This is a genomic window from Geodermatophilus sp. SYSU D00525, assembly GCF_054050475.1.
Window position 1 is genome coordinate 42895 of record NZ_JBJGZK010000027.1, and the last position, 21209, is coordinate 64103.

19 protein-coding genes are annotated in these 21209 nt (G+C 76.3%); 8 read left to right on the top strand and 11 right to left on the bottom strand.

Annotated features, from left to right (window positions below; translation table 11 throughout):
- Positions 1-19 precede the first annotated feature (19 nt).
- From flhA to ACI796_RS19040, 4 genes are all read left to right on the top strand, one after another.
- A complete protein-coding gene (gene flhA, locus ACI796_RS19025; protein ID WP_456942787.1) occupies positions 20-2050 on the top strand; it encodes a flagellar biosynthesis protein FlhA in 2031 nt (676 codons plus the stop codon).
- A complete protein-coding gene (locus ACI796_RS19030; protein ID WP_456942788.1) occupies positions 2037-4841 on the top strand; it encodes a hypothetical protein in 2805 nt (934 codons plus the stop codon). Before flhA ends, ACI796_RS19030 begins: the two co-directional genes overlap by 14 nt.
- Positions 4838-5083, top strand: coding sequence for a hypothetical protein (locus ACI796_RS19035; RefSeq protein WP_456942789.1), 246 nt, complete (start codon positions 4838-4840; stop codon positions 5081-5083). Before ACI796_RS19030 ends, ACI796_RS19035 begins: the two co-directional genes overlap by 4 nt.
- A 159-nt stretch (positions 5084-5242) precedes the next feature.
- Positions 5243-6163 carry a hypothetical protein gene (locus ACI796_RS19040; protein ID WP_456942790.1) on the top strand — a complete coding sequence of 307 codons (921 nt, stop codon included), beginning with the start codon at positions 5243-5245 and terminating at the stop codon, positions 6161-6163.
- An 80-nt stretch (positions 6164-6243) separates the two neighbouring features.
- Here the strand turns inward: ACI796_RS19040 and ACI796_RS19045 are convergent, their stop codons facing one another.
- From ACI796_RS19045 to ACI796_RS19060, 4 genes are all read right to left on the bottom strand, one after another.
- Complete coding sequence (locus ACI796_RS19045; protein ID WP_456942791.1) at positions 6244-7539, bottom strand: PhoH family protein; 1296 nt, start codon at positions 7537-7539, stop codon at positions 6244-6246.
- Positions 7540-7805: 266 nt separating this feature from the next.
- Entirely contained in the window at positions 7806-8093 is a 288-nt protein-coding gene (locus tag ACI796_RS19050) for a hypothetical protein (RefSeq protein ID WP_456942792.1), read from the bottom strand.
- 3 nt (positions 8094-8096) lie between these two features.
- Positions 8097-9314 (bottom strand): DUF885 domain-containing protein, encoded by a 1218-nt coding sequence (locus ACI796_RS19055; RefSeq protein ID WP_456942793.1) that lies wholly within the window; start codon positions 9312-9314, stop codon positions 8097-8099.
- A gap of 13 nt (positions 9315-9327) precedes the next feature.
- Positions 9328-10107: an isoprenyl transferase gene (locus ACI796_RS19060; RefSeq protein ID WP_387987873.1), complete on the bottom strand. Its 780-nt coding sequence runs from the start codon at positions 10105-10107 to the stop codon at positions 9328-9330.
- A 138-nt stretch (positions 10108-10245) separates the two neighbouring features.
- Between ACI796_RS19060 and trhA the strand changes: the two genes are divergently transcribed.
- Positions 10246-11058: a PAQR family membrane homeostasis protein TrhA gene (trhA, locus tag ACI796_RS19065; protein ID WP_456942794.1), complete on the top strand. Its 813-nt coding sequence runs from the start codon at positions 10246-10248 to the stop codon at positions 11056-11058.
- Between the two features lie 89 nt (positions 11059-11147).
- Here the strand turns inward: trhA and ACI796_RS19070 are convergent, their stop codons facing one another.
- From ACI796_RS19070 to ACI796_RS19085, 4 genes are read right to left on the bottom strand one after another with little or no spacing between them, the layout of a single operon-like run.
- Positions 11148-12398 carry a geranylgeranyl reductase family protein gene (locus tag ACI796_RS19070; protein WP_456942795.1) on the bottom strand — a complete coding sequence of 417 codons (1251 nt, stop codon included), beginning with the start codon at positions 12396-12398 and terminating at the stop codon, positions 11148-11150.
- A 31-nt stretch (positions 12399-12429) separates the two neighbouring features.
- Positions 12430-13089: a maleylpyruvate isomerase N-terminal domain-containing protein gene (locus ACI796_RS19075; protein ID WP_456942796.1), complete on the bottom strand. Its 660-nt coding sequence runs from the start codon at positions 13087-13089 to the stop codon at positions 12430-12432.
- Positions 13090-13109: 20 nt separating this feature from the next.
- On the bottom strand, positions 13110-13712 hold the full coding sequence (locus ACI796_RS19080; protein WP_456942797.1) for a hypothetical protein: 603 nt from the start codon (positions 13710-13712) through the stop codon (positions 13110-13112).
- 57 nt (positions 13713-13769) lie between these two features.
- The gene (locus ACI796_RS19085; protein ID WP_456942798.1) at positions 13770-15767 is read right to left on the bottom strand and encodes a thioredoxin domain-containing protein; all 1998 of its coding nucleotides are present in this window, start codon (positions 15765-15767) and stop codon (positions 13770-13772) included.
- Positions 15768-15970: 203 nt separating this feature from the next.
- Here ACI796_RS19085 and ACI796_RS19090 point away from each other — a divergent pair, with 203 nt between their 5' ends.
- Entirely contained in the window at positions 15971-16525 is a 555-nt protein-coding gene (locus ACI796_RS19090; protein WP_456942799.1) for an AMIN-like domain-containing (lipo)protein, read from the top strand.
- A 48-nt stretch (positions 16526-16573) separates the two neighbouring features.
- Here ACI796_RS19090 and ACI796_RS19095 read toward each other — a convergent pair whose 3' ends face one another.
- Together ACI796_RS19095 and mca are read right to left on the bottom strand one after the other, a co-directional pair.
- Positions 16574-16936 (bottom strand): hypothetical protein, encoded by a 363-nt coding sequence (locus ACI796_RS19095; protein ID WP_456942800.1) that lies wholly within the window; start codon positions 16934-16936, stop codon positions 16574-16576.
- On the bottom strand, positions 16933-17820 hold the full coding sequence (mca, locus tag ACI796_RS19100; protein WP_456942801.1) for a mycothiol conjugate amidase Mca: 888 nt from the start codon (positions 17818-17820) through the stop codon (positions 16933-16935). Before mca ends, ACI796_RS19095 begins: the two co-directional genes overlap by 4 nt.
- A gap of 219 nt (positions 17821-18039) precedes the next feature.
- Between mca and greA the strand changes: the two genes are divergently transcribed.
- Positions 18040-18540, top strand: a complete 501-nt coding sequence (gene greA / locus ACI796_RS19105; RefSeq protein WP_110907602.1) for a transcription elongation factor GreA — start codon at positions 18040-18042, stop codon at positions 18538-18540.
- Positions 18541-18554: 14 nt separating this feature from the next.
- Entirely contained in the window at positions 18555-18875 is a 321-nt protein-coding gene (locus ACI796_RS19110; RefSeq protein WP_336032853.1) for an RNHCP domain-containing protein, read from the top strand.
- Between the two features lie 85 nt (positions 18876-18960).
- On the opposite strand, the gene ACI796_RS19115 is transcribed toward ACI796_RS19110, so the two are convergent.
- Positions 18961-21018 (bottom strand): M3 family metallopeptidase, encoded by a 2058-nt coding sequence (locus ACI796_RS19115; protein WP_456942802.1) that lies wholly within the window; start codon positions 21016-21018, stop codon positions 18961-18963.
- Positions 21019-21209 lie beyond the last annotated feature (191 nt).

Genomic DNA, 21209 nt, shown 5'->3' on the forward strand with positions numbered 1-21209 from the left:
TGGAGTGCCCGTGCGAGGGATGACCAAGGCCGCCGTGCCGATCGGCGTGGTGGCCATCGTCCTCATGCTGGTCGTGCCGCTGCCCGCGGCGGTGCTCGACCTGCTGCTGGGCCTGAACATCACCGCGTCGCTGCTGATCCTGCTGGTCGCGATGCAGATCAAGCGGCCGCTGGACTTCGCGGTCTTCCCGTCGCTGATCCTCATCGCGACGCTGTTCCGGCTCGCCCTCAACGTCTCCTCGACGCGGCTGGTGCTCACCGACGGCTACGCCGGCAAGGTCATCGAGGCCTTCGGGCACTTCGTGATCGGCGGCTCGCTCGTCGTCGGCCTGGTGATCTTCGTGATCCTCACGATCATCCAGTTCGTCGTCATCACCAACGGTGCCGGCCGCGTGGCCGAGGTCGGCGCCCGCTTCACCCTCGACGCGATGCCCGGCAAGCAGATGGCCATCGACGCCGACCTCAACGCCGGCCTGATCAACGAGCAGCAGGCGCGCAAGCGGCGCACCGAGGTCACCGCCGAGGCCGACTTCTACGGCTCGATGGACGGGGCATCGAAGTTCGTCAAGGGCGATGCCATCGCCGCGATCATCATCACGCTGATCAACCTGATCGGCGGCTTCGCCGTCGGGGTCATGCAGCGCGGCATGGCGCCCGGCGACGCCGTCTCCACCTTCTCGCTGCTGACCGTCGGCGACGGCCTGGTCTCGCAGATCCCGGCACTGCTGCTGTCCACCGCGACCGGCATCATCGTCACCCGCTCGGCCAGCGACGGCGACATGGGCAGCGACCTGCTCGCCCAGCTCGGCCGCTTCCGCCAGCCGGTGCGCATCGCCGGCGGCGCGGCGCTGGCGATGTGCCTGATCCCGGGGCTGCCGAAGCTGCCGTTCCTGGTCATCGGCGGGCTGTTCCTGGTCATGGCCGCGCGGATGCAGGAGACCCCGGCCGAGGACGACGACACGCCCGCGCTCGCCGCCGCCGAGGAGCCCGCGCCGGACTCCCCCGAGGCGATCGCCGAGCGCATGCGGGTCGACCCGCTGGAGCTCGAGGTGGCCTTCGACCTGGTCGACCTCGTCGACTCCGCCCGCGGCGGCGACCTGCTCGACCGGGTCAAGGCGCTGCGCCGGAAGGTCGCGATGGAGACCGGCCTGGTCATCCCGCTGGTCCGCACCCGCGACAACCTCGACCTGCCCTCGTCGCAGTACGTCATCTGGCTCAACGGCGTCCCGGCGGCCAAGGGCACCTCCCCCGCCGGCACCGTGCTGGCCATCGGCGACGCCCTCGACGGGCTGCCGGGCCGGCCGACCCGCGAGCCGGTGTTCGGCCTGCCCGCCAAGTGGGTGCCGGTGGAGCTGCAGCGGCAGGCGGAGATGGCCGGCGCGACCGTCGTCGACCGCTCCTCGGTCATCACCACCCACCTGGCCGAGGTGGTCCGCCAGAACGCCGCCGAGCTGCTCGGCCGCGAGGACGTGCGGCTGCTGGTCGAGATGGTCAAGCGGACCCACCCGGTCGTCGTCGAGGAGCTCACCCCGGGGCTGCTCACCCTCGGCGAGATCCAGCGGGTGCTGCACGCGCTGCTGGCGGAGAACGTCTCCATCCGCGACCTGGTGCGCATCTTCGAGGCGCTGTCGCTGCGCGCGAAGACCTCCACCGACCTGGACGGGCTGGTCGAGGCGGTGCGCGCGGCGCTCGGCGCGGCGATCAGCCACCCCTACGTCACCCCCGACGAGCGGCTGCACGTGCTCACGCTGGAGCCCGCCTTCGAGCAGCGGCTGCTGGAGGCGGTGCGGCAGAGCGACGGCGGCCAGGTGCTGGCGCTGGACGCCGGCTCGGTCGACGCGCTGGTCACCGGGTGCAGCGGGCTGCTCGAGGACGCCGAGCAGCACGGCCTGTCCCCCGTCCTCGTCTGCTCCCCCCAGGTGCGGGCCGCGCTGTCCCGCCTGATGCGTCAGGTCCTCCCCCGCCTGCCGGTGATCTCCTACTCGGAGGTCTCCCGGACGGCCCAGATCGAGTCACTGGGAGTGGTGAACGGTGCCGTTGCCATCCGTTGAGGCGCCCACGCCCGAGGCCGCCGTCGCCGCGGCCCGCGAGCGGTACGGCAACGCGGTGCGGATCACCGGCGTCCGCCGCGTCCGGTCCGGCGGCGTGCTGGGCTTCTTCGCCACCGAGCGGTTCGTCGCCGAGGTGGAGGACGTCGAGCCGGCCCGGCGCGGCCCCGCCCCGAAGTCCGAGTCGGCCCGCCGGATCGAGGCCGCGCTCAGCCGCGACCCCCGCCCGCTCGCCGACACCGGCGCGTTCCTGCGCGCCACCGAGCTGCACCGCAGCCGTCCCGCGGCGGCCCGGCCCACCGCGCGCCCGACCGTCCCCACCGAGCGCCCGACGATCCCCACCGAGCTGCCGGACCCGGTGTCCGAGCTGGCCGGCCTGCTCGGGTCCGGCGACGGCGACCCCGGGGTCGGCCTGTACTCCCGGGCGTCGGTGGGCGCCTCCCGCCGGCCCGCCACCGGGGTCTCCGCCTTCCGTCCCGCTGCCGCTCCCCGCACGGCTGCCCCGTCCTCGCCCGCCGCCGCGCCGTCTGCTGCTGCCGCCGCGCCGGCCGCCGCCGCCGGTGCCTCCGCCGCCCGGCGGCCCGGCCGGACCGCGGTGCGCCCGCCGGTCGAGGCCGCCGGTCCCTCGCTCTTCACCGCCGCGCTGGCGCAGGTCGTCGCCGGGGACCGGGAGGTGCGCGAGGCGGTCGACGACGCCGTGCGCTCGGCCGCCGCCATGTCCGCCGCCGAGGCGCTGCGGGCGGTGCAGGCGGTTGCCGCCGCGACCGCCGAGGCCACGGACGAGGAGCTCGCGCCCCCGGCGGTGCTGCGGACCCCGGAGCCCGCTCCCGCCGCGCCCGCGATGCCGCTGGCCGCCGCCCTCGCCGCCGCGATGGCCGCGCCCGCCCGCGCCGCCGCCCCCGCTCCGGCGCCCGTGGCTCCTGAGCCCGTCGCCGAGGCCCCCGTCGCCGAGGAGCCCGTCGCCGAGGAGCCCGTCGAGGCCCTGGTCGAGGAGCCGGTCGTCGAGGAGCCGCAGCACGAGGCTCCCAAGGTCCCGGAGCTGTCCGACGAGCCCGGTCCCGGCGTGGACATGTGGGCCGATCCCGTGCCCGTCCCCCGCCCGGCCGCCGCCGCCGAGCCCGTCGCCGAGCCCGTCGCCGAGGTCGTCGCCGAGGCGGCCGCCGTCGAGGAGCCCGCCGTCGAGGAGCCCCCGGCGGCAGACGGGGACACCGAGGACCCTGCGGACACCGAGGACCCTGCGGACACCGAGGACCCTGCGGACACCGAGGACCCTGCGGACACCGAGGACCCTGCGGAGACCGCGGACGAGGACTCCCTCCTCACCGAGCTGCTCGGCCCGGATCTGGACGAGAGCGCCGCCGACGAGGGCGCCGCCGAGGACGCCGCCGTCGAGGACGCCGCCGTCGAGGCGCCCGTCGCCCTCGCCCTCGCGGCGGAGGACGAGCCGGTCACCGACGTGCTGCCGGCCGTCGTCGCCGAGCCGATCGAGGTGCCGGCGCCCCAGCCGGTGGCCGCCTGGGCCGACCGGGACCTCACCGGCCCGGTCACCGGGCGCGAGGAGGCCATCGCCGAGGTGCTGCGCGCGGCCCTCGCCCACGACACCCCGGACGACGCGCTCACCGACATCCTCCGCGGCGTGCTCGCCGGCGCCTCCACCCAGGGCGGCGTGCACCGCGGCCGCCCGCCGGTCCCGGCGCCGTCGCAGCGCGTGGACCAGGAGCCGGGCTGGGTCGACGCCGCGGCCGAGTCCGACGAGTGGGAGGCCGGGGAGGCGGTGCTCGCGCCGACCGCCAGCGACCCCGCCCCGCTGCCGCTCGACTCCACCGCCGTCCTGCCCCCGCTGTCGCTGCTGCCGCCGCCCACCCCCGGCGCCGAGCTGGCTGTGCCGCGGCTGCTCGGGCGCCCGCCGGTGCCGCCGGCGCGCCGCCTGCCGCCGGTGCCCGGTCAGGCCGTCGCCCGCGTGGCCGCCCCCGCGCCGGGCCTGGCGACCGTCACCCGCCTGCCCGTCGACGCCCGCGCCGGCCGCGGCTGGACGCCGACCCGTGTCGTCGTGCCGTCGGTGCGCGAGGCCGGCGCGGTGCCATCGGGCCGCGGCTGGGTCGACCCGCGGATGGTCGAGGCCGCCGGCACCGTCGCCCGGCTGCGCGCGCTCGGCGTGCCGGAGGACCTGCTCGGTGCGGGCTTCCCCGCCGAGGTCGCGCAGTCCGGCACCTACGCGGCGCTGACCCGGGCGCTCGGCGCGGCGCTGCCCGCGGCGCCGTCGGCCCCGGCCGGTGCCGGCGAGGTGCTGCTGGTCGTCGGGCCCGGCGTCGAGACGCTCGCCGCCGCGCGCTCGCTGGCCGCGACCATGCGGCTCGACGCCGACCGGCTGCAGTGGGCCACCCGCGGCGACCTCGCCGCGCTCGCGCCCCAGTCCAGCCGGATCACCTCGGTCGACACCGCGATCGCACGCAAGCAGGAGGCCGCCGCCGCGGGGACGCCGACCGTCGTCGCGGTGGACGCCCCGATGCGCGCCGGGGGCCGGACGTGGCTCGAGCAGGTCATGGCGATCTTCTCGCCGGTCGCGGTCTGGGCCGTCGTCGAGGCGACCCGCAAGCCCGAGGACGTGGGTCCGTGGCTGGACGCGCTGCCCCGCGTCGACGCGCTCGTCGTCCAGGACACCGACCTGACCGCCGACCCCGCGGCCGTGCTGGGTCGGACGACCGTGCCCGTGGCGCTCCTCGACGGCGTGCGGGCGACCGCGCACCGCTGGGCCTCGCTGCTGTGCGAGCGGCTGGAGACCGCTGAGGCATGAGCCCGCTGCGCTGGGACGTCCTCGCGGCGGGGCTCGTGCTGGCCCTGCCGGTGCTCGCGCTGTACCTGCGCGGCGACTTCACCCTCGACGACGTCGTCACCCGGCTGCCCTGGTGCCTGCTCGCCGGCTGGGGCGCCGTGGCGCTGCTGCGCTACGCCGCGACGCCGCGGACCCGCCCGGACCGGCAGCGCGCGTCCCGGACGCCGGCGCTCCCCGACGAGGGGCCCACCTCCGCCGCCTGACCCACTCCTGCTCCTGGGGCGTCGTCCGGACTCCCGGGGTCCTGCAGCACCCCGGCACCGCGAGGAACGCCCCAGGAGCGGCCGTCCACGACCCAGTGCGTCCTCCACCACCGGGAGCGGTGAACCCTGCCGGACGGGTGAGGACGCCACGGTCGCTCGATGACCGACGTGCCGCCCCGCCTGCTCCTCCGCCGCGACGCGCTCGACGAGGGCTCCACCGACGACGAACTCGGCCGCCTGGCCCGGCGCCGTGAGTGGACCCGCCTGCGGCGCGGCGCCTACCTCGACGGCGCCGCGCCGGATGCCGCGACGACCCGCCACCGTCTCCTGGTGACGGCGACACTCGGACAGCTCCGGCGGCCGGCGGTCGTCAGCCACCAGTCGGCGGCGGTCCTGCTCGGCATGCCGCTTCGGGGCGTGCCGCTGAGCCGGGTGCACGTCACCCGGCGGCCGCCGGCGTGGAACGGCGCCGGTCGCGTCCTGTTCGTCCACGTCGGGCACCTGGACGACGACGAGGTCGTGGATGTCCGCGGCGTTCCCGTCACCTCGCCGGCCCGGACCGCCGTCGACCTCGCCCGGACGCTGCCTCTCGAGCCGGCCGTCGTCGTGCTCGACGCAGCGTTGCACACCGGACTCTGCACCGCGGCCGCGCTGGCCGACGCCCTGGGCCGGTGCCGCGGCCGGCCGGGCGCCCGGCCGGCCGCCCGCGCCGTCCGGTTCGCCGACGGCCGCAGCGAGAGCGTCGGGGACAGCCGCAGCAGGGTGGTGCTGCACGCCCTCGGTCCGGGCCCCAGCGGCCTGCAGTTCCCGGTGCGGACGGCGGAAGGCGTCCTCCTCGGCCGCACCGACTTCGCGTGGGAGCCCGAACGGCTGCTCGGGGAGTTCGACGGGCGGGTCGAGTTCGAGCGGCCGCTCCGGCCGGGTCAGGACCCGGGCGACGCCGTGTTCGAGGAGAAACGCCGCGAGGACGCCATCCGCGACGAGGGCTGGGGCGTCGTCCGCTGGACCTGGGAGGACGTGCAGGACCGGACCCGGCTGGGTGCACGCATCCGGCGAGCACTCGTCCGCGGCGGAGGGTGAGCCCTCCTGGGGTGTTCTCCGTGCTCGAGGGGTGTTGCCGGACCCCAGGAGGACGGAGAACACCCAGCAGGGGCCCGCCGTCAGAGCTCGAGGTCCTCCAGCATCTCGGTGACCAGGGCGGCGATCGGCGAGCGCTCGGACCGGGTCAGCGTCACGTGCGCGAACAGCGGGTGCCCCTTGAGCTGCTCGACCACCGCGGCGACGCCGTCGTGCCGGCCGACCCGCAGGTTGTCCCGCTGCGCGACGTCGTGGGTGAGCACCACCCGCGACCCGCTGCCCAGCCGCGACAGCACGGTCAGCAGCACGCCGCGCTCCAGCGACTGCGCCTCGTCGACGATCACGAACGAGTCGTGCAGCGAGCGGCCGCGGATGTGGGTCAGCGGCAGCACCTCGATGAGGTCGCGCGCGGCGATCTCGTCAAGGACCTCCGTGGACACCAGCGCGCCGAGGGTGTCGTAGACCGCCTGCGCCCAGGGCGACATCTTCTCGCCCTCGCTGCCGGGCAGGTACCCGAGCTCCTGCCCGCCGACGGCGTACAGCGGCCGGAAGATCACGACCTTCTTGTGCGCCCGCCGCTCCATCACCGACTCCAGCCCCGCGCACAGCGCCAGCGCCGACTTGCCGGTGCCCGCCCGCCCGCCGAGCGAGACGATCCCGATCTCGGGGTCCAGCAGCAGGTCCAGCGCCACCCGCTGCTCGGCCGAGCGCCCGTGCAGCCCGAACGCCTCGCGGTCGCCGCGCACCAGCCGCACCTGCTTGTCCGGGGTCACCCGCCCCAGCGCCGACCCGCGCGAGCTCAGCAGCACCAGACCGGTGTGCGCGGGCAGCTCCGCGGCGGCCGGCACGTACACCTCGCCGGTGTCGTAGAGGCCCGACAGCTCGGCGTCGTCCAGCGACAGCTCGGCCATGCCGGTCCAGCCCTCGTCGACGGCGTCCAGCGCGCGGTACTCGTCGGTCTCCAGGCCGACGGCCGCCGCCTTGACCCGCAGCGGCACGTCCTTGGTGACCAGGCAGACGTCGCGGCCCTCGGCCCGCAGGTTCAGCGCGACCACCATGATCCGGCTGTCGTTGCTGTCGTTGCGGAAGCCGGCCGGGAGCACCGCGGCGTCGCTGTGGTTGAGCTCGACGTGCAGCGTGCCGCCGTCCTCCCCCACCGGGACCGGTGCGTCGAGCCGGCCGTGGGTGACCCGCAGGTCGTCGAGCAGCCGCAGCGCCTGGCGGGCGAACCAGCCGAGCTCCGGGTGGTGCCGCTTGTCCTCGAGCTCCCCGATGACGACCAGCGGGAGCACCACGTCGGCATCGCCGAAGCGCAGCAGCGCGCGGGGGTCGGACAGGAGGACGGAGGTGTCGAGGACGTACGTGCGGCGAGTGGTCACGGGTCGTCTCCCCTGGGGCGCGAGACCGCGCCCCGGCTCGAAGGTGGCCGGGCCCCGGCACAGGGGCCGGGTACCGGCCCCCCTGGTCGACGAGAACGTCAGCACCAACCGGGCCTCCCGTGGACGGCGAGGCGGGCCCGTCGTCCACCCCGGACGGTAGAGCTCCGGACCGACAGGAGCGCGCGGTCGCAGCACGCCGAAACGCACTGTTCACCCGATGGGGTCCCACCCGTACCGCCCGTCCCAGGGACGACCGGGCCCACGGCTCAGTACGGCTCGCGCCCCCGCGCGTCCGGGGGCCGGGGCAGCGGGCGCGACACCGGCAGCTCCCACGTGGGCGGCGGGCCGCCGTGCCCGGGCACGTCCCAGGCCTCCTCCCGCCGTCCCCGGCGCGGCCGGACCGCCACCCCCGCCCACAGCACCGGGACCAGCAGCACCGGCCACTGGACGGCGAGGTCGCCGATCCACAGCAGCCCGGCGAGCAGGAGCACGAACAGCCAACCCGCCGTCCACAGGCCGAGGGCGCGGGCCTCCCGGGGGTCGCGGCGGGGCACCGGTCAGGCGTCCGAGAGCTCGGCGGTGACGACGGCGGGGGTCAGCGGCTCGTCGAGCAGGCGCACGAAGCGGTCGGCGACGTCCTGGCCGGCCGGGCGGGCGCCGAGCCAGCGGTGCAGCAGGTCGTAGCCCTCGACGTAGGTGGTGATGTAGGCCCGCCACAGCGGGTGGGTGAGGAACCGCAGCTGCTGGCGGGCGCGGTCGGAGCTGACCAGCGACCAGCGCTGGATGTAGGCGGCGACCTCGTCGGCGTCGGTGCCGCGGTCGTGCAGCAGCACGGCGGCGTCCTGGCGCACCCGGTTCAGGGGGGCTGCGGCCGCGGCGATCCGCTCGGCGAGGTGCCCGTCGAAGCGCAGCCCCAGGTCGCCGAGCACCTCGGCCGACCACGGCCCCCAGCCGTCGCCGACGGCGGCGTCGACGCCGAGGTCGGCCAGCCCCTCGGCCATCAGGCACTCGGGGGTGTTGACGAGGAACACCGTGTGCTCCAGGTGGCCGGCCCGCTCGACCAGCCCGCGCTCCTTGCGGCAGTGCTCGGTGTGGTGGCCGGGGTAGGACTCGTGCGCCACCAGGTGCACCAGCTGGCTGAGCCGGTGCGGCAGGTCGGCGTTGATCGCCACCCGCGAGCGGAAGTCGCCCTCGTAGTAGTTGAAGCCCGACCACGGCTTGTCGGTGACCACCTCGTAGCGCACCGTCTCGGCCTCGGGCAGCCCGTACCGGCCGCGGACCCGGTCGCGCAGCGCGCTGGACAGCGCGTGCACCGCGGCCTCCAGCCGCTGCGGCGGGCACTCCTCGCGGCGGCGGTGCGCGGCGTAGCGCTCCGCCAGCGACCCCTCGCCGGGCAGCAGGGCGTCGAGCTCGGCGTGCGCGGCGGCGTAGGCGGCCGGGTCGCCGAGGGTGAGGTCGACCTGGAAGTAGCTGCGCACCTCGTCGAGGAAGCCCACCGGCTCGCCGCTCATCTTCCGGGCGCTGCACTCCAGGCCGGTGAGCTGGCCGCGGAGGAACGCGGCGCGGTCGGCCGGGAGCACGGTCGAGTCCAGCTCCCGCAGCAGCGCCCGGGCCTGGTCGCGCAGGCCCTGCGGCGTCGGCGCCGGCTCGCTCTCCACCCCGGCGCGGATCCGCTTCTCGCCGGTGTAGGCGTCGACGAAGCCGGACTCCAGCCGGTCGAACCGCAGCCCCAGCCGCACGTACTCGAGGGGGACGTCGACCGCACCGGCTGCCATGGGCCCGAGTCTGTCACCCACCGAAACGGCGGTGCCGCGCCGCGTAGGCCCGCAGCGCGCGCAGGAAGTCCACCCGGCGGAAGTCGGGCCAGTAGACGTCGGTGAAGTAGAACTCCGAGTGCGCCGTCTGCCAGAGCAGGAAACCCGACAGGCGCTGCTCGCCGCTGGTGCGGATGACCAGGTCCGGGTCGGGCTGGCCGCGGGTGTAGAGGTGCTCGGCGATGTGCTCGACGTCGAGCACCTCGACCAGCTCGTCCAGCGACGTCCCGCGGCTCGCGTGCTCGGCCAGCAGCGAGCGGACGGCGTCGGCGATCTCCCGGCGGCCGCCGTAGCCGACGGCGAGGTTCACCGTCGCGCCCGGCCGGTCGCGGGTGGTCTCCTCGGCCTCCTTGAGCACGGTGACCGTCTCGGGCGGCAGCAGGCCCAGGGCGCCGACCGGGTGCAGCTGCCACCGGCGGTCCGGCGCCGACAGGTCCTCGACGACGCCCTCGATGATCCGCAGCAGCGGCGTCAGCTCCGGCTCGGGCCGGGACAGGTTGTCGGTGGAGAGCAGGAAGAGGGTGACCACCTCGACGCCGGCCTCGTCGCACCAGGCGAGGAAGGAGGCGATGCGGTCGGCGCCGCGGCGGTGCCCGGCGTTCGGGTCGAGCAGCCCGGTGGCCCGCGCCCAGCGGCGGTTGCCGTCGATGATCGCGCCCACGTGCCGGGGGACGTCGGCGCCCACCAGCTGCCGGGCCAGGCGACGCTCGTACATCTGCGTCAGGACGTCGCGGACCCACTGACGCGCCCCCACGGAGCCACACCCTAGGCGCCCCGGGACACCGTCGTTCCGCTGGCTCCCGGGCAGCGCGCCGCCCCTCCGGGAGGCTGCCCGGGGAACTCACGGGTCTCTGGCGGTGCAGGCGCACCTACGCCTCCGTAACCTCGGTGCGTGACCTCTGCTGCCGACGAACTGGAGCCGGTCCGGGTAGAGGCCGACGGAGCCGAGATCGAGGCCCCGCACGGCCCTGCCCTCGCCACCGTCCTCGAGGAGGGCGAGCGGGTCGAGCACACCTGGACCGCCGCGGACTTCGCCGACGGGGACTGGGAGCATCCCGACACCCGGCCGCGGCTGCGCGGCTGGCTGCACCTGTTCGCCTTCTTCGGCGCGATCGCCGCCGGCGCCGTCCTCGTGCCGCTGGGCTCGGTGCTCGGCGCCCGCGCCGGCTTCTCGGTCGCCGTCTACTGCCTGACCATCTGCGGCCTGTTCGGCATCAGCGCGCTCTACCACCGGCGCCGCTGGTCACCGCGCGGCTGGAAGGTCATGAAGCGGCTCGACCACTCGATGATCTTCCTGTTCATCGCGGGCACGTACACGCCGTTCTCGCTGCTCGCCGTCGACCAGCCGCTGGGCTACTGGGTCCTCGGCGGCGTCTGGGCAGGTGCGCTGGCCGGCGTCTGCCTCAAGCTCACCTGGCCGACGGCGCCGCGCTGGGTGGGCGTGCCGCTCTACGTGGGCCTGGGCTGGGTGGCCGTCTTCATCCTCACCGACATCCTGCACATCGCGGGCGTGACCTCGCTGGTGCTGCTGGCGGTGGGCGGCGTGCTCTACACCGTCGGCGGCGTGGCCTACGCGATCAAGAAGCCGAACCCGTGGCCGGGCGTCTTCGGGTACCACGAGGTCTTCCACGCGATGACCGTCGTGGCCGCCATCTGCCACTACATCGCCGTCTACTTCGCGATGTACAACTCCCCGTTCGTCTGACCTCCGGTCAGACACCGCGGCCAGGTGCCGTGCCCCTGTCGCGCTGAGCCCCTCCCCGTCCGACGTCGGGGACCCCTCCGGGCCCCCGCTCAGGCGAACAGGGGGCGGTCGTCGAAGCGGCGTGAGACCCGGCCGGCCGCGCGCCAGGCCCGGGCGACGACGTCGCGGTCGGCGTCGGTGACCAGGTTGCCCATCACCCGCAGCGCCACGGTCATCAGCGCCCGCGAGCGCATGCCGACCGGCCCCGCCGCGGGCAGCAGCCGCGGCAGCGTCAGCAGCCCGGCCAGGCGGCGGGCGACGGAGAACGCCTCGCCGTAGTGCCGGCGCAGGGTGGCCGGCCAGGCCTCCGACCAGTCCTTCTCCTCCAGCAGGCCGGCCAGCGTGCGCCCGGTCTCCAGGCCGTAGTCGATGCCCTCGCCGTTGAGCGGGTTGACGCAGCCGGCGGCGTCGCCGACCAGCGCCCAGTTCCGCCCCGCGACGCCGGACACCGCCCCGCCCATCGGCAGCAGCGCCGAGGCCGGCGCGTGCACCGGGCCGTCCAGCTGCCAGTCCTCGCGGCGGGCGGTGGCGTACGTGTCGAGCAGCGCCCGGAGCTGCACGCCGGCCGGTCGGCGCGCGGTGGCCAGCGTGCCGACGCCGATGTTCACCTGCCCGGACGCCGCCCCCAGGGGGAACACCCAGCCGTAGCCGGACAGCAGCGCCCCGTCGGCGTCGCGCAGCTCCAGGTGCGAGGAGATCCACTCGTCGTCGCTGCGCCCGGAGGCGACGTAGCCGCGGGCGGCGACGCCGTAGGCGGTGTCGCGGTGCCACTGGCGGCCCAGCACCCGGCCCAGCGGCGAGCGGGCGCCGTCGGCGACGACCAGCCGCTCGCAGCGCACCGCCGTCCGCTCCCCGGCGACGTCGAGGACCACGCCGGTCACCCGGTCGCCCTCGCGCTCGACGTCGACCGCCCGCGCGCCCTCCAGCGGCGTGGCGCCGCCGGCCAGCGCGACGTCGCGGACGCGCGCGTCGAGCTCGGTGCGCGGCACCGCGCTCCCGTGGTCCGGGAAGGCGCCGCCCGGCCAGGGCAGCTCCCACACCCGCCCGAACCCGGCGGCGCGCAGGCCGCGGTTGCGGGCGCGGGAGCGGGCCCAGTCGCCGAGGCCGAGGTGGTCGAGCTCCGCGACCGCGCGGGGGGTCAGCCCGTCGCCGCAGGTCTTGTCGCGCGGGAAGACGGCGGCGTCGGCGAGCAGCACGTCACGGCCGGTGCGCGCGGCCCACGCGGCCGCGGCCGAGCCCGCCGGCCCGGCCCCCACCACGAGGACGTCGGTCGCGGCGGGGACGGCGGCAGCTGCTGGCACGCCCTCCAGTGTCCCCGACCTGCGCGGGGGGCTAGCCGAACAGGGGGAACCGGGCGGCCGCGCCTCCCAGCGCGGCGCGGTCGGCGTCGGTCAGCGGCTCCCGGCCGGTGCCCCGGCGGACGGCGGTGGCGTCGTCCCACCCCGGCGGCAGCGGGCCGCCGAGCAGGCCCTCCAGCACCCGGCGCACCTCGGCCAGCGCCGCGGGCCCGGGTCCGGGACGGTCGAGGGCGGCCACCAGGTCCAGGTGGTGGACGGCGGCCTCGACGGTGAGCGTGGACAGCAGGTCGGCCACGGTCATGACGGCGCCCTGGGTGCGCACCAGGTCGCCGTCGGCCACCCGCCCGGCGGCCACGAGCACGGCCGCCGCGGCCTCGGCGTGGCTGCGCTGCACCGCCGCGAACCCGCCGTGCAGGCTGGCCGCGGCGCGGGTGGCCCACAGGCCGTCCTCGTCGTCGGGCGCCGGCGGGCGCCACGAGCGCCAGTAGTCCACCGCGCTCGTGTCCGCCGGGCCGCCCGCCGGGGTGGCCAGCGCGACCAGCGCCCGGCGGGCGTCCTGCAGCAGGTGGTGGGTCAGGTCGACGACCGCCCAGCCGGTGCAGCCGGTCGGCGCCCACCCCTCGGCGCGGGTGAGCGTGAGCAGCACCCGGGTGAGGTCCTCGTACGCGGTGTGCAGCAGCTCCCGTGGGCCCACCCGGGCAGCGTGGCAGAGGTCTACACCTCCGGCCCGCGGGCGCGGACCTCCTCCACCGACGCCATGGCGTCGCGCAGCTCGGTCAGCCAGGCGTCGGCGTGCTGCCCGACCAGCCGCACGGCCCACACCAGCGCCTCCGAGCGGGAGCGGGCGACGCCTGCGTCGACGAGCGTGTCGAGCACCAGCCGCTCGGGCTGGCGCAGCCGGGTCATCACCGGCACCGAGGCGTTGGTGAACACCTCGCGGACGTCGCCGCACGAGGCGCCCCAGGCCACCGAGCGGCCGTAGCGCTCCTGGGCGGCGTCGGCGATGGCCATCCGCTGCCCGCGGGTGTCCTCGCGGAAGCGGGCGATCCGGCCGGCGCGGGCGGCGGTCGGGTCGCCCTCGCCGGCGTCGGGCTCGGCGAGCGGGCCGACGACGGTGATCTCGTCCCGGTCGACCGTGATGTCGGCCGGACCGGTGAACCAGCCGTCGGGCAGCCGCCCGGCGAACCAGCCGGCGACCTCGGCGCGGTCGACCGGCGGGGTGTCGCCCCCGCGGCCGCCCGGGCCGCGGCGGCGCCAGCCGGGGGCGCCCATGCGGGCGAAGGGCGAGTCGGCGAAGCGGTGGTGGTGTCCGTGCACGACGGCCTCCAACGGTGCGGTGCTTACGGGATTACACGGTAAGACCGCATACCGGCGTCAGGAAGGGGCCATCGCTGCGCTGAGAGCGGACACGTCCGTGACCGGCGCGGAGCAGACGAAGCCCCGGCACACGTAGGCGGCGGGGCGCCCGCCGACGGCCGGCCGGTCGGCCAGCAGCGGCACCCGGGGGGCGTCGGGCTCCCCCACCACGACGACGGCGCCCGGGCTGGTCGAGGCGCGCGCGGCCGCGGCGAGCTCGTCCCGCTCCGGCCCGGCCGGCCCGCTGACGGCGACCTCGAGCGGCCCGGCGAGCAGCGCCTCCCCCACCGCCGCGGCCCAGCCGGCGGCCCGCGGCGCCCGGCGCACCAGCAGGCCGAGTTGCCCGATCGCGGCCTCGCCGAGCTCGCGGTGCCGCGGCGACCCGGCCAGCGCCGCGTACGTGACGAACGCCCCCGCGGCCGCGGCGACCCCGGCCGGCGTCGGCCCGTCCGCGGGATCGAACGGGCGGTGCACCAGTGGCTCGGCGTCGGCGGCGGTGTCGTGCCACCCCTCGGCGTCCAGGAACTGCTCCGCGACGACGTCGAGCAGGTCGCCCGCCCACTCCAGCCACCGGCCCTCGCCGGTGGCCTGGTGCAGCGCGAGCAGCCCCTCGGCGAGGTCGCCGTGGTCCTCGAGCACCGCGGCCGGCGCCCCGGCGACACCGTTCCGCGAGGCCCGCCGCAGCCGCCCGTCCACCCAGTGCACGCCGGCGAGCAGCTCCGCCACACGCCGGGCGGCGTCCACCGACGCGGGGGTGCCGGTGAGGACGCCGTGCTCGGCCAGTGCGGCGATCGCCAGCCCGTTCCAGGCGGTGACCACCTTGTCGTCGCGAGCCGGCTGCGGGCGCCGGGCGCGGGCGGCCAGCAGCCGCTCGCGCACGGAGGCGAGGCGGGCGGGGTCGTCGGGGTCGCGGAGCAGCTGCAGCGTGGAGGTGCCGTGCTCGAACGTGCCGCGTCCGGTCACCCCGAACAGCTCCGCCGCCCAGCGGCCGTCGTCGTCGCCGAGCACCTCGGTCAGCTGCGCCGGCGTCCACACGTAGGTCAGGCCCTCGACGCCGTCGGTGTCGGCGTCCAGCGCGCTGGCGAGGCCGCCCTCGGGCGTGCCGAGGTCGCGGACGAGGAAGGCGGCGGTCGCGTCGGCCACGCGCCGCGCCCAGTCCTCCCCCGTGGCCCGCCACAGGTGCAGGTACAGGCGCAGGAGCAGGGCGTTGTCGTAGAGCATCTTCTCGAAGTGCGGCACCACCCAGCGTTCGTCGACCGAGTAGCGGGCGAAGCCGCCGGCCAGCTGGTCGTGGATGCCGCCGCGGGCCATCGCCTCCAGGGTGCGGCGGGCCACCTCCAGCGACCGGGCGTCCCCGCTGCGGGCGGCGTGCCGGAGCAGGAACTCCAGCAGCATCGACGGGGGGAACTTCGGCGCGCCGCCGAACCCGCCGTGCCGGTCGTCGTGGTCGGCGGCGACCGCGGCCGCGGCGGCGTCGAGGTCGGCGGCCGACAGCGCCGTGGGCGGGCCGAGGTCCAGGCGGCGGGAGATGCCCTCGGCGATCCGGGTGCCGGCCTCCTCGAGCTGGTCGCGGCGCTGGGTCCAGGCCTCGGAGACGGCGGTGAGCACCTGCCGGAACGCGGGCATGCCGCCGGCGGGGCGCGGCGGGTAGTAGGTGCCGCAGTAGAACGGCCGCCCGTCCGGGGTGGTGAAGACGGTCATCGGCCAGCCGCCGGAGCCGGTGAGCGCCTGGGTGGCGGTCATGTAGACGCTGTCGACGTCGGGCCGCTCCTCCCGGTCGACCTTGACGCACACGAACCCGGCGTTCATCTGCGCCGCGGTCGCCTCGTCCTCGAACGACTCGTGGGCCATCACGTGGCACCAGTGGCAGGCGGCGTACCCGACGCTCACCAGCACCGGGACGTCCCGCTCGCGGGCCTCGGCGAAGGCCTCCTCACCCCACTCGCGCCAGTCGACCGGGTTGTCCGCGTGCTGCAGCAGGTAGGGGCTGGTCGCGGTGGCGAGACGGTTCGACACGGCTCGGGGATACCCATCGTCACCCCGCGGCAACGGGAAGGCGATGTGCCACCTCGTGTCGCCCCCACAGGGCCGTTTCCTGTCACTTCTGCACAGCGGAAGACCTCTCAGATCGACGTCCGTGGGCGATCCGGGCCATGGTCTGCGCGCGGTCGTCGGCGCATCCTCACCTCGTCCGCATCCCCCTGACCCGGGAGCCCGCCATGAGCACCACCCGCACCCGCGCCGCCGTCGTCCTGGCCGCCGCCACGGCCACCCTCGGCGTCGCCCTGCCGTCCGCCTCCGCCGCCTCCTGCAGCACGGCGTGGGGCTCCCTGCCGGAGGCCGTCGCGGACCGCGGCGGCGGCACCCTCGACGACGTCCGCACCGGCCGGCACGACTGCTACGACCGGCTGGTCCTGGACCTCGACGGGATCGACGCCGCCGACGTCGGCCACGACGTCCGGTACGTGCCCCGGGTCGTGCAGGACGGCTCGGGCCGGCCGGTGCCGCTGCGCGGTGCCGCCGACCTGCAGGTCGTCGTCCACACCCCCGGGTACACCGACGCCGGGGCGGCGACCTACGACCCGCGGAACGACGCCGAGGCCGTCGCCGTGGGCGGGTACCGCACCTTCCGGCAGGTCGCCTGGGCCGGCTCGTTCGAGGGCAGCAGCACCGTCGGGCTGGGCGTGCGCGCCCGCCTGCCGTTCCGCGTGCTGGTCCTCGACGGCCCCGGCGACGGCTCGCGCCTCGTCGTCGACGTCGCACACACCTGGTGAGCACCGCGGCCGGGCCGGACCGCCCCCGGCCCGGCCGGCCCGCCGGCGTCAGTGCGCCGGCGGGTCCGTCCGGTCGTCGCGCTCGGGGCCGCTGCGCTTGGGGCCCTCGATGGCGCGGGGCGCGCGGCGCAGGTCGTCGAGCAGGTCCTGACCGGGCCGGCGCGGCGGGTCGACCAGCTCCGCCGGGGTGTCGGGGACGACGACCTGCGGCTCCCGGTCCTCCGGCTCGAAGCTGCGCGGGATCCGCTTGAGGTGCCGGTTCATCGACCGGACCAGCAGGAAGACGGCGAGCAGCAGGACGAGGGTGAGGAACAGGCCGAACGGGCCGGACTTGCCGACGTCCTCGGGCAGCTGCTCCTCGGCGGCCAGCACCGCCCCGGTCAGCGCACCGCCCAGCAGCCCGGTGGTCACGGGACCGGCACCTCGCTGCGGATGCCGGCGAACAGGTCGTCCTCCGGCAGCGCCGAGTCGACCAGCGAGCGGGCCAGCTCGTAGTCCTCGGTCGGCCACACCCGCTGCTGCAGGTCCATGGGGCAGGCGAACCAGCGGCCGTCCGGGTCGATCTGGGTGGCGTGCGCGATCAGCGCGGCGTCCCGCACCGGGAAGTACTCCGCGCACGGCACGCGGGTGGTGACGCGGTGGCTCGTGTCCCGCTCCGGGTCCCAGTTCGCCAGCCACTCGGCGTAGGGCGACTCGGCGCCGGTCTCGAGCATCGCCTCGTGCAGCGCCCGCGTCCGGGTCAGCGTGAAGCCCATGTGGTAGTAGAGCTTGCTCGGCTGCCAGGGCTCGCCCAGCTCGGGGTAGCGCTCCGGGTCGCCGGCCGCCTCGAAGGCGTGCACCGAGATCTCGTGCGTCTTGATGTGGTCGGGGTGCGGGTAGCCGCCGCGCTCGTCGTAGGTGAGCACGACCTGCGGCCGGAACCGGCGGATCAGCGCCACCAGCGGCGCCGCCGCCTCCTCGGTGGGGACCAGCGCGAAGCAGCCCTCGGGCAGCGGCGGCAGCGGGTCGCCCTCGGGCAGGCCGGAGTCGACGAACCCGAGGAACTCCTGCTGGACACCCAGGATCTCGCGGGCGCGCGCCATCTCCTCGACGCGCAGCTGCGGCAGGCGCTCCCAGATCTCCGGACGGTCCAGCGACGGGTTCAGCACCGAGCCGCGCTCACCGCCGGTGCAGGTCGCCACCATCACCTCGACGCCCTCGGCGACGTACTTGGCCATCGTCGCCGCGCCCTTGCTCGACTCGTCGTCGGGATGGGCGTGGACGGCGAGCAGGCGCAACGGGTGGGCGTCGGTCACCTCCCCAGTGTCCCCCGGCGCGCCGACGGATCGCCGCCGACCGGTCCCCCGGAGGGCCGGATGTGGTGCCTGTCACGGTGCGGTCCGGTACCGTCCGCTCCCCGACAGGGAGCGCATCAGGTCCCTGCACGGGCCACCCGGCCGGTGTTAGCTTGGCCGGATCGACGTCGTCGCCTCCCGACCGGGACGCGGCCCCCGAGCTGTGCAGGAGTACCCCGCGTGACCACCCCCACTGAGAACGAGCAGGGCATCTGGCTGACCCAGGAGGCCCACGACCGGCTGAAGGCCGAGCTCGACCAGTTGGTGGCCGGCCGGCCCGCCATGGCCGCCGAGATCAACGCCCGCCGCGAGGAGGGCGACCTCAAGGAGAACGGCGGTTACCACGCCGCCAAGGAGGAGCAGGGCAAGCAGGAGGGCCGGATCCGGCAGCTGACCGACCTGCTCCGCAAGGCGCGCGTGGGCGAGCCGCCGACGACGGCCACCACCGCCGAGCTCGGCACGGTCATCACCATCCGCTTCCAGGGCGACGACGAGACCGAGAAGTTCCTGCTCGGCTCCCGCGAGATCGCGGGCACCACCGACCTCGCCGTCTACTCGCCGGAGTCGGCGATGGGCTCGGCGATCCTCGGCGCGAAGCCGGGCACCTCGGTCACCTACCAGGCGCCCAACGGCCGCGACATCACCGTCGAGGTCGTCGCCGTCGAGCCGTTCGTCCCCTGACCCGGCCCCGCGTCGTGGCCCGCTCCCGGCGGGCGGAGAACACCGGCTTCGTCTGCGTGCACTGCGCCGCCGACGTCCCCGCGAACACCGACGGGCACTACCGCAACCACTGCCCGGTGTGCCTGTGGTCGCTGCACGTCGACGACCTGCCCGGCGACCGGGCCAGCGAGTGCCGGCAGCCGATGGAGCCGATCGGCCTGGTCGAGAAGTCCGGCAAGGGCTGGCAGGTGGTGCACCGCTGCACGGCGTGCGGCCACCGCCAGCCCAACCGGCTCGTCCGCGACGGCGACGCCCCCGACGACCTGGACCTGGTCCTCTCGCTCCCCTGGTTGTGACGCCGCCGCTCCTGGGGTGCTCCTCGCGGTCCAGGGGTCCTGCAGGATCCTCGGAGGACGAGGAACGCCCCAGGAGCAGGCGCCGTCAGGCCGGCGCGAGGCCGCGGCGGCGGAGCAGGGGCGCCGGGTCGGCGTCGCGGCCGCGGACGGCGCGGAAGGCCTCCAGCGGGTCCACCGAGCCGCCGCGGGACAGCAGCCGCTCGCGGAAGACGTCGCCGTTCTCCCGCCGCAGGCCGCCGTTCTCGCGGAACCACTCGACGGTGTCGGCGTCGAGCACCTCCGACCAGATGTAGGAGTAGTAGCCCGCCGCGTAGCCGCCGGCGAAGACGTGCTGGAAGTACATCGTCCGATAGCGCGGCGGGACCAGGTCGGAGGCGACGCCGGCCGCCTCGAGCGCCCGCCGCTCGAACTCCGCCGGGTCGTCGATCTCGGTCTCCGGGGTGATCCGGTGCCAGGCCTGGTCCAGCAGCGTCGCGGCGAGGTACTCCAGCGTCGCGAAGCCCTCGCCCCACAGCCGGGCGGCGTCGAGCGCCTCGACGGCGGACGACGGCAGCGGCTCCCCCGTCTCGACGTGCCGCGCGTAGTGCGCGAGCACCTCCGGCCACAGCGCCCACATCTCGTTGACCTGGCTCGGGAACTCGACGAAGTCCCGCGGCACCGCGGTCCCGGCGAAGCGCGGGTAGGTCACCGCGGAGCTCAGCCCGTGCAGCGCGTGGCCGAACTCGTGGAAGAGCGTGTCGACCTCGTCGAGGGTGAGCAGCGTCGGCCGGCCCTCGGGCGCGCGGGCCACATTGAGGTTGTTGACGACGACCGGCCGGGTGCCGAGCAGCCGCGACTGGGTGACGAACGAACTCATCCAGGCCCCGCCGCGCTTGCCCTCGCGCGCCGTGAAGTCGCCGAGGTACAGGCCGACCGCCTCGCCGTCGGGACCGCTGACCTCCCACACGCGGACGTCGGGGTGGTAGCCGGCGAGGTCCGGGCGGGGACTGAACCGGAGGCCGTAGAGCAGCTCCGCGGCCCGGAAGACGCCGTCGACGAGCACCCGGTCCAGCTCGAACCACGACCGCAGCGCCGCGGTGTCGACCGAGTACCGCTCGGCGCGCACCCGTTCGCTGTAGAAGGCCCAGTCCCAGGGCGCCAGCTCGGCGACGCCGTCGCGGGCGGCGGCCTCGGCCAGCACCGCGGCCTCGGCCCGCGCGTTCGCCGTCGAGGGGCCGACCATCGAGGAGAGCATCGCGTCGACGGCGTCGGTGCTGCCGGCGGTCTGGTCGGCGAGCACCAGGTCGGCGTGGGTGGCGAAGCCGAGCAGCCGCGCCCGCTCGGCGCGCAGCCGGGCGATCCGCGCGGCCACCGGCCCGTTGTCGTGCTCGCCTGACGACGCGCGGGTCACCGACGCCTCGAACACGCGGCGGCGCAGCTCCCGGTCGCGCAGCTTGGCCAGCACCGGCTGGCCGGTGGGCAGCAGCAGCGGCAGCACGTACCCGTCGAGGCCGCGGTCGGCGGCGGCGCGGGCCGCGGCGGCGACCTCCTCCTCGGAGAGCCCGTCGAGCTCGGCGGGGTCGGCCACCCGGACGGCGGCGGCCTCGGTGGCCAGCTGCAGGTTCTGCCCGAACCGCGTGGACAGCTCCGACAGCTCGCGGTTCAGCTCCGACAGCCGGGCGCGGCCGGCCTCGTCGAGGCGGGCGCCGGCCAGCACCCGGTCGAGGTGGTGCCGCTCCACCAGCCGGACCGCCTCGGGGTCGAGCCCGGCCTCGTGGCGGGCGGCGTGGACGGCGTCGACGCGGGCGAACAGTTCGGGGTCCAGCCGCAGCGCGTCGGCGTGCGCGGCCTCCAGCGGCGCGAGCTCCCGCTCGATCTCCCGCAGCCGCGGCGTGGACAGCGACGAGGACAGGTTGCCGAACACCGCCTCGGCCCGGCGCAGCAGCGCGCCGGAGCGCTCGAGGGCCTCGATCGTGTTCGCGAAGGTCGGCGGCTCGGCCGAGCCGGTGATCGCGGCGATCTCGGCGCGCTGCTCGGCCATCCCGGCCAGCACCGCCTCGCGGCAGTGCTCGAGCGTGATGTCGGCGAACGGCGGCAGCCCGTACGGCAGCGGCGACTCGGCGAACAGCGGGTTGGACACGGCGGGGGCGGTCTCGGCGCTCATCACCGTCCATCCTGCGCCGCGCCGCACGAGGTCTGTACGCCGGGGGGGGGGGGGGGGGGGGGGGGGGGGGGGGGGGGGGGGGGGGGGGGGGGGGGGGGGGGGGGGGGGGGGGGGGGGGGGGGGGGGCGGGGGGGGGCGCCTGGGGGTCGGGGTGGAGCGGGATCCGCCGGGGCTGGGTGTTGTGAACGGAG